This is a genomic window from Pseudomonas moorei (assembly GCF_042846945.1).
Lineage (GTDB): Bacteria > Pseudomonadota > Gammaproteobacteria > Pseudomonadales > Pseudomonadaceae > Aquipseudomonas > Aquipseudomonas moorei.
The window spans coordinates 3,397,099-3,410,642 of record NZ_AP035776.1 but is presented as its reverse complement, the minus strand read 5'-3'; the positions used below and the strand labels follow the sequence as shown (position 1 = coordinate 3,410,642).

The 13,544-nt window shown below is 55.2% G+C and carries 12 protein-coding genes and 1 pseudogene; 2 read left to right on the top strand and 11 right to left on the bottom strand.

Going from position 1 to position 13,544, the window contains the following annotated elements:
* Positions 1-64 precede the first annotated feature (64 nt).
* Both ACGJAX_RS15950 and ACGJAX_RS15945 read left to right on the top strand, forming a co-directional pair.
* Positions 65-1,546, top strand: a complete 1,482-nt coding sequence (locus ACGJAX_RS15950) for an MBOAT family O-acyltransferase (protein WP_390955342.1) — start codon at positions 65-67, stop codon at positions 1,544-1,546.
* Between the two features lie 11 nt (positions 1,547-1,557).
* Positions 1,558-3,093, top strand: a complete 1,536-nt coding sequence (locus ACGJAX_RS15945; protein WP_390955341.1) for an alginate O-acetyltransferase AlgX-related protein — start codon at positions 1,558-1,560, stop codon at positions 3,091-3,093.
* A gap of 31 nt (positions 3,094-3,124) precedes the next feature.
* On the opposite strand, the gene ACGJAX_RS15940 is transcribed toward ACGJAX_RS15945, so the two are convergent.
* From ACGJAX_RS15940 to ACGJAX_RS15890, 11 genes and pseudogenes are all read right to left on the bottom strand, one after another.
* Complete coding sequence (locus ACGJAX_RS15940) at positions 3,125-3,286, bottom strand: lysis system i-spanin subunit Rz (RefSeq protein ID WP_390955340.1); 162 nt, start codon at positions 3,284-3,286, stop codon at positions 3,125-3,127.
* Positions 3,244-3,486, bottom strand: a pseudogene (locus tag ACGJAX_RS15935) (hypothetical protein); the annotation flags it as partial. The pseudogene ACGJAX_RS15935 and the gene ACGJAX_RS15940, both read right to left, overlap by 43 nt.
* 125 nt (positions 3,487-3,611) lie before the next feature.
* A complete protein-coding gene (locus tag ACGJAX_RS15930; RefSeq protein WP_390955339.1) occupies positions 3,612-4,163 on the bottom strand; it encodes a glycoside hydrolase family 19 protein in 552 nt (183 codons plus the stop codon).
* A gap of 59 nt (positions 4,164-4,222) precedes the next feature.
* The gene (locus ACGJAX_RS15925; RefSeq protein WP_390955338.1) at positions 4,223-4,618 is read right to left on the bottom strand and encodes a tail fiber assembly protein; all 396 of its coding nucleotides are present in this window, start codon (positions 4,616-4,618) and stop codon (positions 4,223-4,225) included.
* A gap of 875 nt (positions 4,619-5,493) precedes the next feature.
* Entirely contained in the window at positions 5,494-7,299 is a 1,806-nt protein-coding gene (locus ACGJAX_RS15920) for a putative phage tail protein (RefSeq protein WP_390955337.1), read from the bottom strand.
* 8 nt (positions 7,300-7,307) lie between these two features.
* A complete protein-coding gene (locus ACGJAX_RS15915) occupies positions 7,308-8,366 on the bottom strand; it encodes a baseplate J/gp47 family protein (RefSeq protein WP_390955336.1) in 1,059 nt (352 codons plus the stop codon).
* Positions 8,366-8,833, bottom strand: a complete 468-nt coding sequence (locus tag ACGJAX_RS15910) for a phage GP46 family protein (protein WP_390955335.1) — start codon at positions 8,831-8,833, stop codon at positions 8,366-8,368. The genes ACGJAX_RS15915 and ACGJAX_RS15910 overlap by 1 nt, the downstream gene beginning before the upstream one ends.
* Positions 8,833-9,348, bottom strand: a complete 516-nt coding sequence (locus ACGJAX_RS15905) for a phage baseplate assembly protein V (protein ID WP_390955334.1) — start codon at positions 9,346-9,348, stop codon at positions 8,833-8,835. The genes ACGJAX_RS15910 and ACGJAX_RS15905 overlap by 1 nt, the downstream gene beginning before the upstream one ends.
* A complete protein-coding gene (locus ACGJAX_RS15900; RefSeq protein WP_390955333.1) occupies positions 9,341-10,459 on the bottom strand; it encodes a phage baseplate assembly protein in 1,119 nt (372 codons plus the stop codon). The genes ACGJAX_RS15905 and ACGJAX_RS15900 overlap by 8 nt, the downstream gene beginning before the upstream one ends.
* Positions 10,452-11,705: a DNA circularization N-terminal domain-containing protein gene (locus ACGJAX_RS15895; protein WP_390955332.1), complete on the bottom strand. Its 1,254-nt coding sequence runs from the start codon at positions 11,703-11,705 to the stop codon at positions 10,452-10,454. The genes ACGJAX_RS15900 and ACGJAX_RS15895 overlap by 8 nt, the downstream gene beginning before the upstream one ends.
* A 12-nt stretch (positions 11,706-11,717) precedes the next feature.
* Complete coding sequence (locus ACGJAX_RS15890; RefSeq protein ID WP_390955331.1) at positions 11,718-13,445, bottom strand: hypothetical protein; 1,728 nt, start codon at positions 13,443-13,445, stop codon at positions 11,718-11,720.
* Between the last annotated feature and the right edge of the window lie 99 nt (positions 13,446-13,544).

Here is a 13,544-nt window from a genome sequence, read left to right as displayed (position 1 = left end):
TCTAAATAGGCCTTCTGAAAAAATAGAATAATCAGAAGTTTATTTATAAAATGCCGGTGGCGTGATGATTTTTAGCTCTACTGTTTTTATTTTGCTTTATCTCCCCATAGTCTTTTTTGTTTACTTCGCACTCAACAAAAAACGCTTAATTACTGCCGGAAAATGCTGGCTGGTTGCAGCAAGCTTGTTTTTTTATGGTTATTGGAGCGTGGAGTATTTACCATTACTTTTAGGCTCTATCTTTTTCAACTTTATGGTCGGCGGAGCACTTTCCCCGCACACGAAGGGAATTAGGCTAAAGCACTCTAGAAAAGCACTTTTGGCGTTAAGCATTATCGCCAACCTCGGATTTCTGGGGTATTTCAAGTACGCAAACTTCTTCATTGAAAATATCAACACGGTTGCTGGCACCGCGCTCAGTCTTGGGCAGATAGTGCTACCACTCGGTATAAGCTTTTACACCTTTACGCAGATTGCTTTTTTGGTCGACAGCTACCGTGGCGAAGCAAAAGAGTATGACTTTATAAACTATGCGCTTTTCGTGACCTTTTTCCCGCACTTGATTGCCGGCCCGATCCTGCACCACAAAGAAATGATGACGCAATTCAAGTCTCGATGGACGCTTTCTATTCGATATAGAAACATCCTTATGGGACTGTTCATTTTCAGCATCGGCTTATTTAAAAAGGTCATGATTGCAGATACATTTGCGGTTTGGGCCAACGCCGGGTTCGCCAGTGGAGCTCCTCACGACTTTTTCAGCGCCTGGTCTACCAGCCTGTCATATACATTTCAGCTTTATTTCGACTTCAGTGGCTACTGCGACATGGCTATTGGGGCTGCCCTTCTATTCAACATATGGCTTCCAATAAATTTTAACTCCCCTTACAAGTCTTTGGACATTCAGGATTTCTGGCGGCGTTGGCACATGACGCTAAGCCGGTATCTTCGGGATTATTTATACATCCCGCTGGGCGGTAATCGATGCTCGTCGGCAAGAATCTATTTCAACCTGATGGCTACATTTGTGCTGGGCGGCCTTTGGCATGGGGCCAGTTGGATGTTCGTCATCTGGGGAGCGCTACATGGGGGCGCGCTCGTACTTCATCGTGCCTGGAAAAATTTTGGGATGGAGATGCCCAACGCAATCGCATGGTTAGTAACGTTTCTTTTTGTGAACGTGACATGGGTATTCTTTAGAGCAACATCACTAGATGATGCATTAAGGATACTGTTTGGCATGGTGAATATCGGCTCGATACATAATATTCCAGTAAGCGCCGTGCCAACATCAAGCCTGGCTTGGGCTGGAGTGCTTTCCGATTATTTACTAGCAATGCTGCCAGTTGAAGCTGCCACGAATATAGTTTGTTTCCTTATGATTGCCGTTGGGTTTGTGATAGTCAGTCAAAAAAACTCATTCGACCTCACGGTGCAAGGGCGCTTAGGTTGGTCGAAGGTTGCCTGGATGTCGGTCCTGTTTTGCATAGCAATGTATTCGACTGTCCAGACAACAAGCACTGTTTTTCTTTATTTTAATTTCTAATCGGCATCCATATGAAAAAGAAAATATATGCTTTTTTATTTTTTATGTTGCTTTCATTATTGGTAGCCCCGATTGTAAATTTAAGCTCTGACAAACTCTCTAGCAAACCACAAAATGTTGCATGGTGGGATTCTTCAGTTTTATATAATATGGATTTCGCGCTACCGTTGCTGGGTGAACTCTATTACTCACTAGGAATTTCTCTAAGTCCGGAAAAAGTGGTGATAGGCAGGGACGGGTGGCTTTTTCTTGGCGATGAGTTCGCCCATTCAATTTCCGCCAAACGAGTTGGTGCAACTTCCGCGAGTGAACCATTACTCAATAAGGTAACTGACTCCACGAACACATGGGATGCATGGTTTAAGAAAAACGGAGTAAAAGCATACCGCGTCATCATTGGACCGGATAAGGACACCATTTACCCCGAACTCATTCCAAAGTGGGCTGCTCATGCCTCACTCTCACTAACCGACGCTTTAATTAGAAAGGCTAGCCCAGATCTTTATATAAACCCAACAGAAGCTTTGCTTCGAGATAAAGAAAAATTTAGCACACCTCTTTACTACAAGGCAGACACCCATTGGAATAGCCTTGGAGCCTGGATTGCGTTTATGCAGCTTTCAGATAATCTAGCGCAAACACAGCCCGAAATTGTCTGGCCTGACAGAAATATTAATAACTCTTTGAGTGCGGCCGACAGACCGGGTGGAGATCTTGCTAACTTCCAAAGAATCGAAGACTACTTTACTGACCATGAAGTGATATTAAATGCCTTTTCAAAAAATCCCATCCCTATAGAGAAATATGACTTCGCGACTGGAAAACTTTTGTTCTCTGGTGGCAACTCCAACATCGGGGCGTCAAAGACACCAATTTTAGTTAAGTCGGAAAAAGCCTTGAACCACAAAAAGGTATTATGGTTGCGGGACTCTTTTGGCTCTGCGATGTCGCCATTTATGGCTGCAACATTTACTGAAACCCTCCAGCTTCATCATGCATCGGCCAATCCTGAGCTTTTGGCTAAGTTGATCAGAGATTACAAGCCAGATTATGTGTTCGTAACGACTGTAGAACGGGATTCTCTTGATACCTATTTCAATTCATTTCCGCCAATGTCAATATCTGACTCGAGAAGTAATTTTTTACCTGTCGCCCATTCCTCTGAATTCAGGTTAAATGACTTTTTAGTAAGTGATGAGCCTGATACATATCGGGTAACTGGCATAGATCCGTATGTAGTATTCAAGCTTTCCCGGCCTGTACAGCCAGCAGCGGCAGGTCAAATAGCATTTGACATTAGTTGCAATACCAATTCAGATAAAATCCCCGTCCAAATATTCTGGCGCACACAAAATACCGATTTTATCGAGAGCAACAGTGTTTATTTTTCAGCGAATAAAGGAATTACATCGTTGGATATTTCTGTTAACCCTGCCTGGGCCAAAAGCGCGGAGATTGTTGAGATTCGCTTTGACCTGGTATCACCAAGCGAGTGTCCAACGGCAAAAATCAAAAACCTTGATCTAGGCGTAACTCAGGCACCTTAAATCTGATACGGATCGCGGCTTGGGTAACCGACTACATCCGGCAAATATCTCTGACATAGGCCTGTAGCGTTTTCAAGGCTGCTTGGTCGGCGATGATTCCAGCGCGGATATCGAAAACAGTCGATCCAGCAGCTGAAGAGAGTTCGACGGTGCCTGCATCGCCCAGGCTGGCGGTGCTGGCGGTGTCGGGCACGTCCCCGCCACTGGCACGACAACTTCCCGCGGTGCGCAGCCGGCGAGCAGAGTCAGCAGCAGCTTTTCATTTTCAGCGAGGCCATCGGTCTTTTCCTTCTGAGCTTTCTGGTCGAGGGTGGCGAGCGCCTGTTCGGCGGCCTGCCGCTTTTCAACGGCTTGAAGAGCCTGTGCGGCACCGACGGCAGAGATGCGCGCCATATCAGCCTGACGCCCAGCCTCATTGGTGGCGATAATCTGGCCGTAGCTGTTGGCCTGCCATATCCAGGCGCCGACGGCACCGATCAGTAGTGCTGCTATATACGGAAGAATCCTGAGCCAGATCGTCATGCCAGCACCTTCATGGCGGTGCTGTAGATAGCCAGCCGCTCGGCAAGTCCATTCAAGCCGCCGTTGATCCGCCGTGTGATTCCGCTGATGTCAGCAACATCGGCCAAGGCATTCAGGTTGCGCGAATTCCAGAACCACGCCGCTGACTTCGCCGCCCACTCGGCCTGCTCGAGCAGTTCGGGCGCCCGAAGCAGTCGGTCATCACCGAACAGCGCCTTACTGCATGCCAGGTAGTTGGCGTGACCCGTCACCTGAATCAGGCCACGTCCCCGGTACTTCTGGCCATCGCCGTCGGCCTCTGGCGTATTGCCCAAGCGTTTGGCTAGCGGGCCGGTGTCGTACTTGCTCAGGTACTGGTCGCCGCCGAGCTCCTGCACATAGCGAAACTGGCCGCTCTCATGTCCGACCTGGGCAATAAAAGCCGCCATGCGCAGCCTGGTGTTGATCTGGAACCGGTCCATAGCCTGGTTCAGCGCAGACGCAAAAACGCCGGCTTGTTTGCCGGCGTTCGGGAGGATCTGCAGCAACTGTTGCGCGGTAATGGGCATAGCTTTCTCCAGGCACAAAAAACCCCCTCAAGGCGGATTCGTTTTTTCCTTCTACGGGGTTAGGCCGGAGCGACGGGCCACCCTGGGTTCAATACCGTCAGATCGATTCGATTCACGGCAACCCGGTACTGTTTCCACTTCTTGAGCCGAGCTGTCTCTTCTGTAGTGGCATCTTCGAGATCAACGGCGTCTTGAAGTGGTGCAATGGCCGCGGTCGCCATATCCAAAAGTGCGTCCTTTGTCGCGGTGTTGGCGCTGAGAATTTCGGCAGGTGACGGTATAGGTTTTGGCGGCGCCGAAAAAACTGTGCCGTCGTACAGATACCCGATGCTGACATCAGACCCATCTTCTACCACTACAGCTACTGAGCCTTCAGGCGGCTCCCAAGGTTCAACGCCATCCCACACAAACATGTTTACAACGATACCGCCTTTAATCTCTGCGTAGCTTCCCATCAAGCATCTCCTTACGCGTATTCGTAAATAGTGATCTGACCATCGGCGCCTGGGCCACCGATCTGGCCTGCGCTGGATGCGCCGTTCGCTGCGCCACCGCCGCCTGCTCCAGCTCCTCGAGCCGGGTTGCCCGCCGATGTGCTAACTGGAAGGCCGCGTCCACCGCCGCCGCCGAGGCAAGAGTTAGCTCCTGTTCCTGAAAAGAAACTGCTTGCAGCAAGTGCGACTGCTGCACCGCCCGGCTGGCCCGCCATGTTCAGGATGTTACCGAGAGTTGGTAAAGCGCCTCCGTCACCCCCGACTGAGCCTAGAGGCGCTGCTGATGAGGCCGGGCCAGCAACCCCTCCCAATCCACCAGCCGCCGAAAGAAGCGCTCCGAAACTTGTAGCGCCGCCATTCCCGCCATTACCGCCGATGGGGCCAGCAGTGCCACCCGAACCGATAGTCATCGATACGCCGGAGAATCCGGATGTAAACCGTGCCATGGCTCGGGCACCGGAGCCCCCGCCGCCAGCTACAGACAGCTGTCCAGCAGCAGTTGCAGGGACCCCGCCGCCGCCAGCACCAGCGCCTGTTAGGTCGACGATGATGCTTTTGGTGCCTGCAGTTTCGATGTAAGTGGCCGACGAGGTGATGCGTCGGACGTTTATCAACCGGCCAAGAGACAAAGCCTTGATCGAATCAAGCAGGTCGGCCGCTCGACCCTTGGTTGGAGCAACGCCGGCCGCGACCAGCACGGCCATAATGTTTTCCTGGACGTCGTTCATCCAGTCATCGGTGACGACGGTCGCGGGGACGCCTCCGACGGGGTCTCCCTCAGTAAAAAGGTTACCCGGAGCAGCGCCTGGGCCATCAATTCTATGCATGGTGTTTTCCTAAGAGAGAGTTAAGGCAATGAGGTCGGCGTCACTTACGCGGCGCGGGTAATAACGCAAGCTGCGCACCACACCGTTCAACTGACGTGTGTTGTCGGTGCCCTGGGTTCCGATTGAAAGAGTTGTCATCGCAGCGACGTTTAGAGTCGCTGGTACCGTGCGGACCGCTCCAGCAACTGCCGTAGTCAGGTTCGTTCCGTCAAAAGCAATGGCGATTTTCCCTGCGGTAATGTTCCCACCAAACACACCTTGCGTGACGATCCCGCCAGCAGTGGTCCGGGTGACAGTTCCTACCCCGCCTGTTTGCAGGTAGACGATAAGTTGTTCGTTGCCTGTCCGAAGCGTGAACAAATGCCGGCGAGTCGCCGCTACGTTTGAAAGTGGTGCATCCGTTCTGAAGTCAATGACAAACGTGCCGGCTGCTTGGCCAAGCCAAGGCAGCAACATTTCTGTAATTGGCACATCTGCATTACGAGTAACTGTCGTGGTGGTCGTCGGGATGTAGGTGCTCGGGTAGTCGCTCTCTTCACCTTGCGGCCCACCGATCAGGATCCCACCAATACCATCACCGGCAAATGTGACGCTGTTCGTGATATCCGCGATTTCAAGGTTTGCGCCCGCAGCCGTAACACCTGCGCCCATGGCGAACGTAACCGAGATGCGATACACACCATCACCGACAGGGATGATGCTGCTTTGAATGCCAACCGCGTTCTGGGTTATTTCTCCAGTAAGCACATCGAAAACTACTCGACCAAGTAGAACGCCGCCGGGCGCAACCCGAACAGACAGCCGTTGGTAAACTTCAGCCTTTGCATGCCAACTCAGGGTTACAGTCGACGCAGCAGTTAAGGCAAGTGCTCGAGTGATGGAGTGAACGGCGGAATTTGAAGAGAGCGTAAACTTGAAGAATGGGATCCCTTTGATAGTGCCTGCACTAGATATAGACCCTTCATTTTTTCCCCATACCGCATTCGAAAGATCCTGGCTTTGGGTGTATCCGTTGGTTGATGGCGTCTCAACCAGCAACCCCTCACGCGCGCCGCTGACCGGCGAAAAACTGATTCCAGCGGCACCGCTGGCCAGCTGTTCGATATCCTTCGCCGCGTTGTACCTGGTGCGAATGGTTGCCCTCGTAAAATTTATGATGCTGGCAAACGGTACGCTTTGCTGTTTCACCAAGTAGGTATCTAAGGCGAAGTTCAGATCGAGTGAGGAGTTTGCGTAGGAGAAAATCGGAATTGTGTGAGCAGGTGCAAGCTGTCTAATTTTGCACTCCAACGAACTGGTTCCCCAGGAACGCAACGGCTCGCCCACGGCAGATAGACCCACACGAAAAGCCAGGACTGTGGTTTCCGGGCCGTTAACTTGCCAGGTGAATTGCCAGTCGCCATTTGTCAGTGAATCCCCCACCTTAGACATGCCAACCCTGAAAGGCCTGAACTCTGTAATGGTGACGTCGTAGCCGAGCGCTGCGGCGATGCTGATGAAATACTGCAGCGATTGACCACCAGTGCTTGCCAGCTTGGCAAGCAATGCATTCCGGCGGCCTTGCAGGGTTTCCTCAAGGGCGCCAGAGCATTTATCGGGTAGTCCGGCCACTCGCTCCCAGTCGCTGAGCAACTCATTCGTGCTCGCCGGATTGGCCTCAAGCGGCAGCGCTTCGCCTCGGCCATCCACGCGGGCCAGTTCGATAGACATGCCTTCGAGCAATTTGTGCAACGTGGTCCCGGCTTCCCTGGGGAATGCCTGACCTGGCGGCAGCAGCGTTTTCAGCTGCTCCAGGTAGTCGGCAGCTGTCGGCATTACGCCTCCTAAAAGCTGGAGAAGGTTATGGTTCCCGGAATCGCCATATGCCCGGTGGCATGAGGCACATCAGCGGTCGGCGATGTGATGGCGTTATCAGACTCGCCGGCTGCCAGAGATACGGCCTCGCGCAGACGACTGATCAAGGTAGGTGCGCCAGGCTTCGAATCCCGTACGATTAAATCGTCGACCTCTGCCCGAACCGCTGCCTGCACCGCTGCGGTGTTCGGTGAGAGTTTCACAGCCATATTTAGCGGGTCGGCGACCGGGGCTACGACAAATACTTCTGCGGTGACCGGGCGACGTGCATCAATGTAGGCCTGAACCTCGGCCACCTTTGCAGGCGTTGGAATAATGTCGACTTCACCATCACAAACAAACAAGACGGTGACTGTGCCGGCGCCCATCTGGCGCGGATAAACCCAGGCTCGGGTGACGCCCGGAACTTCCAGCGCCCAAAGCTCGTAGTCGGATGACGCACCCCCGTGAGGCGGCTGGCGGATCCTTTTGAGCAAGCGACTCAAAAGCTGCTCATCTGTTTCAACATCGATCCCGCCGTCAATCGCCGTGGCTGTTGAGGCTGTCGACTGGACGCCAGCAACCGGTGACAGGAGAAACAATGGCGTGTTGATCGGTGCATCACCCGCTGCACCGGCCTCAACCGCTATCACTGTGACTTGAAGCGAAGTGCCGGTGAACACAGCATCCGATAACACCCGATATTGCACGCTGTCCTGTCTTTGCAGGATGGTGCCAGCCGAAACCGTGGCGCCGATCGCGCCAACCAGCGCCGCGAGTCCTGTCGAAAAATCTGCCGTCTTGCGGAAGACTTTCCAGATAGCCGCCCAGCGTTCGAGGTATTCCTTCTCGGCGGTGTCGATTATCGCTTGGCGTGCAGCCCATTCGAGAAAGCCGTACAGCATGTGCACGGCGCCAGCCTCGGATCGGCCCAGAATGCCAAGCAATGAGCGGCGCAGCACTGCGTTTTCAACGCCTGTGACTCGCCCGCTGATATCCGTGGTAACCCGTTCGATAAGCTCCGGTAGTGTGGGTCGAACAAATGGCATCAGGCAGCCCTCTTATCGGCCTGAGCCGACCATTCATAGTTGTACCGAAAGCGAACCGCTGACCCGGTTGGCCGGTAGATGTCGACGAGAAGTAGCATCACGCCACGGGCGTAGTAGGAAGCAGCCACCTCGATGCGCGAGGCCACCAGGTCGTCAACCATCCACGCCAACGCCTCACGGCAGTACTGTTCGGCGCGGCTGAGTGTTTGCGGCAGCTCCTTTTCTCGGGCCAGAAGCCAGAGCAGCGACCCGGTTTGATCGCTGGCCGAAGCATTGGTGATATCGCCCCAGTAGCCGCGCAGGTCATCCTGCGGAAACTCCGGCGGAATCTGTTCGGCGGTAGCGCGGCGGTCGGTGAACAGGCTGATAATCACGGCCGTTTCCAAGCCATCATCACGTTCAAGGTCGAACCCGAATAGCACAAGGTCGCCGCCGAACTCGGTCATTACCATCGCTGCATCGGCCATCAGATAGGTGCTCCCGAGTTACCGCTTCCGGCGGTCACACCGCCGTGCTGGTGAGTACTACCGATGTTTTTGCCGTTATTGGTGACGGTACCGGTGGTGGTGATGTTGCCGACCACTTCAAGGTCGCCAAGCAGCTTGATTGTTGGGGCCTGGACTTCGACGTGTTGCACAGCAGTGATCTTCACCATCGAGCGAAGCAACTCAATCTTGTTGCCCTGGTCGTCGTAGATGGCTACTTCGCCCGCCTCCAAAGGAATCCGGTATCGGCGATCATCAACCACCAGGACAATGCCCTGCTCCCGATTACCCGCAACGAACGCGACCGCCACGTCGCCACCGGTGGGATGGCTGGTGAAGCCGTAGTTCTGCATGTGCTCAACGCCATCGCGAAGCTCGTTCTTCAGCAACTCAACCTGCAGCTGCTGACGTCCCGTCGAATCGTTGACACCGCGCAGGACTCCACGGCCGAACATCATCATCACGCGGTTGCCGAGATCTCGTACTGGGTTACCCATCCTTTTTATCCTCTTCGCCGATGGCTTCCGCCCAGATGTTTCGCCCGCCCTTTTTGCCCTTCTTCCCTTTTTTGGAGTCAGGCGGCTCGGGCGAAAAGGCCTGCGGGCTCACGATGTCGAGTTTCGTTGTGGTCCCGCCCTCCCCGCGCTCGTACGTGGCCTGGCGGATGATCATCTGCCCGTCCATGCGCAACCACGGCGACTTGACCTGCACCAACATGCCTGGCTCCCACAACGAGCCGCCCGGGGTCTGGCGCCAGCCTTGCACGGTGATGGACGCTGAGGCGGACTTGCCCAAGCGGCTGTTGGCTTCCCATGTGGCGCGCTCCTGGGCGCTGCCGGATGAACTGCCGGACTCAGCAACGATCAGCATTGGCCGATAGCGCCTGATACCGCTGTCACTGGCACCGCCCTCGATGTGCGCCTCGGTCTCGCCTTCGCTGTACGGGTTGTATGCGGCCTGCCCCTTGACCAGGTAGTTACTGAACCGCTGACTGTGGTCAATGCTGCCTGAGGCACTGAGAATGTTTTCCCCCTGGACCAGGCTAACCGACGCCCGTTTATTGCCGGCCCGGGTGATCAGCAGACCGCCCGCGCCGTCAGGCATCAGCAGCAGGCGGCGTTGCCGCGCATATCGCTCGATCGCTTCGAATGCCGTTTCACCTTGTTGCAACTTGCACACCGAGAATGCTTCGCCCACCGGTACGTCTGCCGATACCCCAACGCCAAACGGCTTGGCCAGGATCTGCGCGAAACGCAGAAGGTCGATGTTTTTCCACTCGTCCGGCGCATGCACAGCGCTGCAATCGATCAGATCAGCAGTCCTGTCACGCCCCTGAATGTTGATGGTGTGGTCTGTTGCACTGAACGAGGGTTTAAAGATGTCGACGTAGCCGATCACCATCGGGATCCCCCCCAGCCTCACTTCGCAACGGTCACCCGGGAGAATCGGCCACGGTTCCGTCTGTGCGCCCGAGCCAATTTGCCCCTCCCAGCGCTCCGTCAGCGTTACGGTGAACGCTCCCGACGAAGCATCAACCGCCCGGGTGACGCCAATCTGGGTCCAGCCCGCATAGTTCATGCCGTTGACCAGCAGCTCAAGGTCATCCATTCGCGAGCACCTCGAGCGATTGGCCGCCAGTCAGGAACCCTGGCCGCCGTGGATCGTTGCGCGCCACGATGTCATCGGCGCGGCCGGCATCCCCATAAAGCTGATAGGCCACGACCAGAGAGGGCAGCGTCTGCCGGGGGGAGAATTTCGCCAGCCGCGGCAAATCCTGATCAGGGTCCGGTACCGCCTGGACAACTGCCGTCCGCAAATCGGTGAGAGCCACATAGACCAGGTCGCTGTTCGTGCTCTCGCTTTCCTCATCGAGGCTGTCGGCCAGTTCGGTCCGGACGGTGATCGCCGATTCGTAACTGTCATATTTCGTCGGTGAGGACGTTGTCTTGGTGCCGCCGTTCGACACACTCTCGGTGGTCTGAGTAACGACGGCTGCAACGGCCGCTTGAGAAATCGCAGACTGACGGACAAGCGACGACACAGCCGCGGTGTTTTTCACCACCTGCTGACGACTTGGCGTCGATGCCGGGGCGTCATCATCGTTGTCACTGGATGTGTACTGATCAAACAGGCTCATCAACATACTGAAGGCGCTGCTGCCAAACGCTGAACGGATGCTGCCCACCGCATCGACGACTTGGCTTGCGAACTGGAACGGCCGCTGAATCAGGTCGAACGCATCTGAACCGATGCTTTTGACCTTGTCGTAATAATCAGAGACCGCCTGGATATCACTGGAAACGATGAATTCGGGTGAACTCAGGAAGTCGCTGAGTTCCTTGATCTGCGAGGTGGCAGCATCGGCCACGAAGGACGGGTAGCCCTTGGTCAGGAAGTCGGACACGAAGCTGTCCTTGGCCATTTCCGTTACCTCGTTGCCCTTCTCGCTGATCGCATTGACGCTGTCGACCTTCGCCGACGGGTAGGACGCTTCGCCCGCCTCGAGGAATGTCATCGAGATGGTGCATTTCCCGCCTTCATCAGACGCCTCGCTCACCGTCAGCCCGCGGCAAACCACCGTCAGCTCGCCACGATACGGATGAACCAGCACACCAGGGCCTGCTTGTTCGCAGACCTTAATCAGTTCTTCCCGGGCGACATCGTATTCCTTGCCCAGCAGATAACCGGTGATGCTGAACTCGCGGGACTTACGCCCGAGATCTTCGGTGTAAGGCACATCGCGCTGGGCAGTCTCATGCACTGCCTGGCGTCGACCGTGAGTGCTGTCTGCCGTGGCCACAAAAAAGCCCACGCCGCGAAAAGTCGCGGCGCGGTAGTTGTCTCGCCAACCCATGGGGAACTCCGGTTATGGGGCCATCATCGAGTAGCCAATGTCGGTATCGAACGTGGCGCCCTGGCTGCCCTCGGTTTTCACCTTGGATCCCGCCGGCAGGTTGTTCAAATCAACTTTTACCCTGACCTCTTGTGGAGGCTGCTGCTGTTGAACTTGCGCCGCCGTCTGGCCAACCCGAGCGGCGCGCTGACCGAGATCGGTAACGGATCGACGCGGGCCAAGCGCTGAATTGGGATCAGCGAGGCGTGAGTTAGTACCAGTTGTAGGCGATGCATCCGTGCTCGGCGCACTGACGGAAGCGCCATCAATTCCAAGTAGTTCCTTGGCCCAGTCAGGCAAGCCGTTTTTAATGGCAGAAACCGCATCGGCGATTTTAGAGCCGAGAATCGCGCCAAGGTCCCAGCCGGTCAGGTATTTGAGCAACCCGTTGAAGCCTTCCATCATCAGCGTGATCGGGTTGTACTCAAGCCAGACTTTCACGATTCCGTTGATGATGCCGTCGGCAAACGCCGCTTTTACGCCCGCCCATTTCTCTTCGAAGAACTGAACGATCCCGTCCCAGTTTTTGTAAACGATGTAGGCAGCACCTGCGATCGCCACTACGGCAGCGAGGAACCAGCCGACGGGCGTCAGGGTGATTGCCGCGCCCAAGCCCTTCAGAGCTAGGGCAAGATTCAGTACCGCCATCAACAGGCCGCCACCGATATAGAGGCCCAGCGCCGTGAAAATAAGGTTGGCAGCGCCAAACGTTTCGGCCAGTGATTCGAAAATACTGATCACCGGTTGCACGCCGTCGTACAGATCACCGAGGAACCCGGTCACCTTCTCGATGTTACCGGGCAGGTTCTCCGCGAAGGATGTTGCAAAAGCTTCGATCTGCGGCCGGTATTTGACGATGGTATCGATCAGTTTGGTGCCGAGCTTGTTCAACTGCGGTACCAGGGCGCTACCGATGGTATTGCCAACACCGCTCAGCGCAGCATGCAGGGTGTCCAGCGTGTCACCGAACGCCTCGCCCTCACGGACAGCACCATCCGAAATAACTATGCCAAGCCGGCGGGCTTCGTCGGCCATTTCTTTTATGCCGGTGCCGCCGCCACGGATCAGCGGAAGCAACTCGGTTGCACTCTTGCCAAAGATCTTCACGGCCGCCTGGGCTTGAAGCGAGGGATCTTTGATTTTCGAGATGCGATCGACGAAGGTATCGAAGAGTGCATCGGAGCTTTTCAACTTGCCCGAAGCATCCTTGATGTTGATACCAAGGCCTTTGAACATGTCCTTGAGTTCTTTCGAACCCGCCGTTGCGGCGCCAATGTTGATCTGCATTTTTTGCAGGGCGCCCGCCAGGGTCTCAGCAGACGAACCCGACAGCTTCGCGGCGAAGCTCAGTTCCTGAAACCGCTCGCGACTGATGCCGGTTCGCTCGGCTGTATCGCCAATGGCACCGGTCGCATCGGCGAACCCTTGGAAGAACAGGTTCAATGCCGCGCCCGTAAGGCCGAGGGTCGCCCCCAATCCAAGCAGCCTTTGCGTGCTTGATGCGACGGCGCTGCCGATACCACCGATGGCGCCGCCAACGTTTTTCAGGCTATTGGTGAAGACCGGCAGACCAACCCGATCGAGCGCTCCGGTAATACCAGCGCTGGCTGCTTTGACCTTGCCGAAAATCCCACGCAAGGGCGCAGTGACCCGGTCGACGGCCTTGATGATTAAGCTTAGGGAGTATCCTTTGTCTGCCATCCTACCCATTCCTCGGTGCGCTCAAGCCACCAGTTCAGTTCCTCGAAATCCATGTCCATGACTTCCGAGGGCTGAACACTCATAACCTTGACGACGACA

What these genes read in the sequence shown, in the direction of transcription:
- ACGJAX_RS15950 (WP_390955342.1), top strand. Translation starts at nt 65, where the DNA reads ATGATTTTTAGCTCTACTGTTTTTATTTTGCTTTATCTCCCCATAGTC.
- ACGJAX_RS15945 (WP_390955341.1), top strand. Translation starts at nt 1,558, where the DNA reads ATGAAAAAGAAAATATATGCTTTTTTATTTTTTATGTTGCTTTCATTA.
- ACGJAX_RS15930 (WP_390955339.1), bottom strand. Translation starts at nt 4,163, where the DNA reads ATGCCCATTACCGCGCAACAGTTGCTGCAGATCCTCCCGAACGCCGGC.
- ACGJAX_RS15925 (WP_390955338.1), bottom strand. Translation starts at nt 4,618, where the DNA reads ATGGGAAGCTACGCAGAGATTAAAGGCGGTATCGTTGTAAACATGTTT.
- ACGJAX_RS15920 (WP_390955337.1), bottom strand. Translation starts at nt 7,299, where the DNA reads ATGCCGACAGCTGCCGACTACCTGGAGCAGCTGAAAACGCTGCTGCCG.
- ACGJAX_RS15915 (WP_390955336.1), bottom strand. Translation starts at nt 8,366, where the DNA reads ATGCCATTTGTTCGACCCACACTACCGGAGCTTATCGAACGGGTTACC.
- ACGJAX_RS15910 (WP_390955335.1), bottom strand. Translation starts at nt 8,833, where the DNA reads ATGGCCGATGCAGCGATGGTAATGACCGAGTTCGGCGGCGACCTTGTG.
- ACGJAX_RS15905 (WP_390955334.1), bottom strand. Translation starts at nt 9,348, where the DNA reads ATGGGTAACCCAGTACGAGATCTCGGCAACCGCGTGATGATGATGTTC.
- ACGJAX_RS15900 (WP_390955333.1), bottom strand. Translation starts at nt 10,459, where the DNA reads ATGGATGACCTTGAGCTGCTGGTCAACGGCATGAACTATGCGGGCTGG.
- ACGJAX_RS15895 (WP_390955332.1), bottom strand. Translation starts at nt 11,705, where the DNA reads ATGGGTTGGCGAGACAACTACCGCGCCGCGACTTTTCGCGGCGTGGGC.
- ACGJAX_RS15890 (WP_390955331.1), bottom strand. Translation starts at nt 13,445, where the DNA reads ATGGCAGACAAAGGATACTCCCTAAGCTTAATCATCAAGGCCGTCGAC.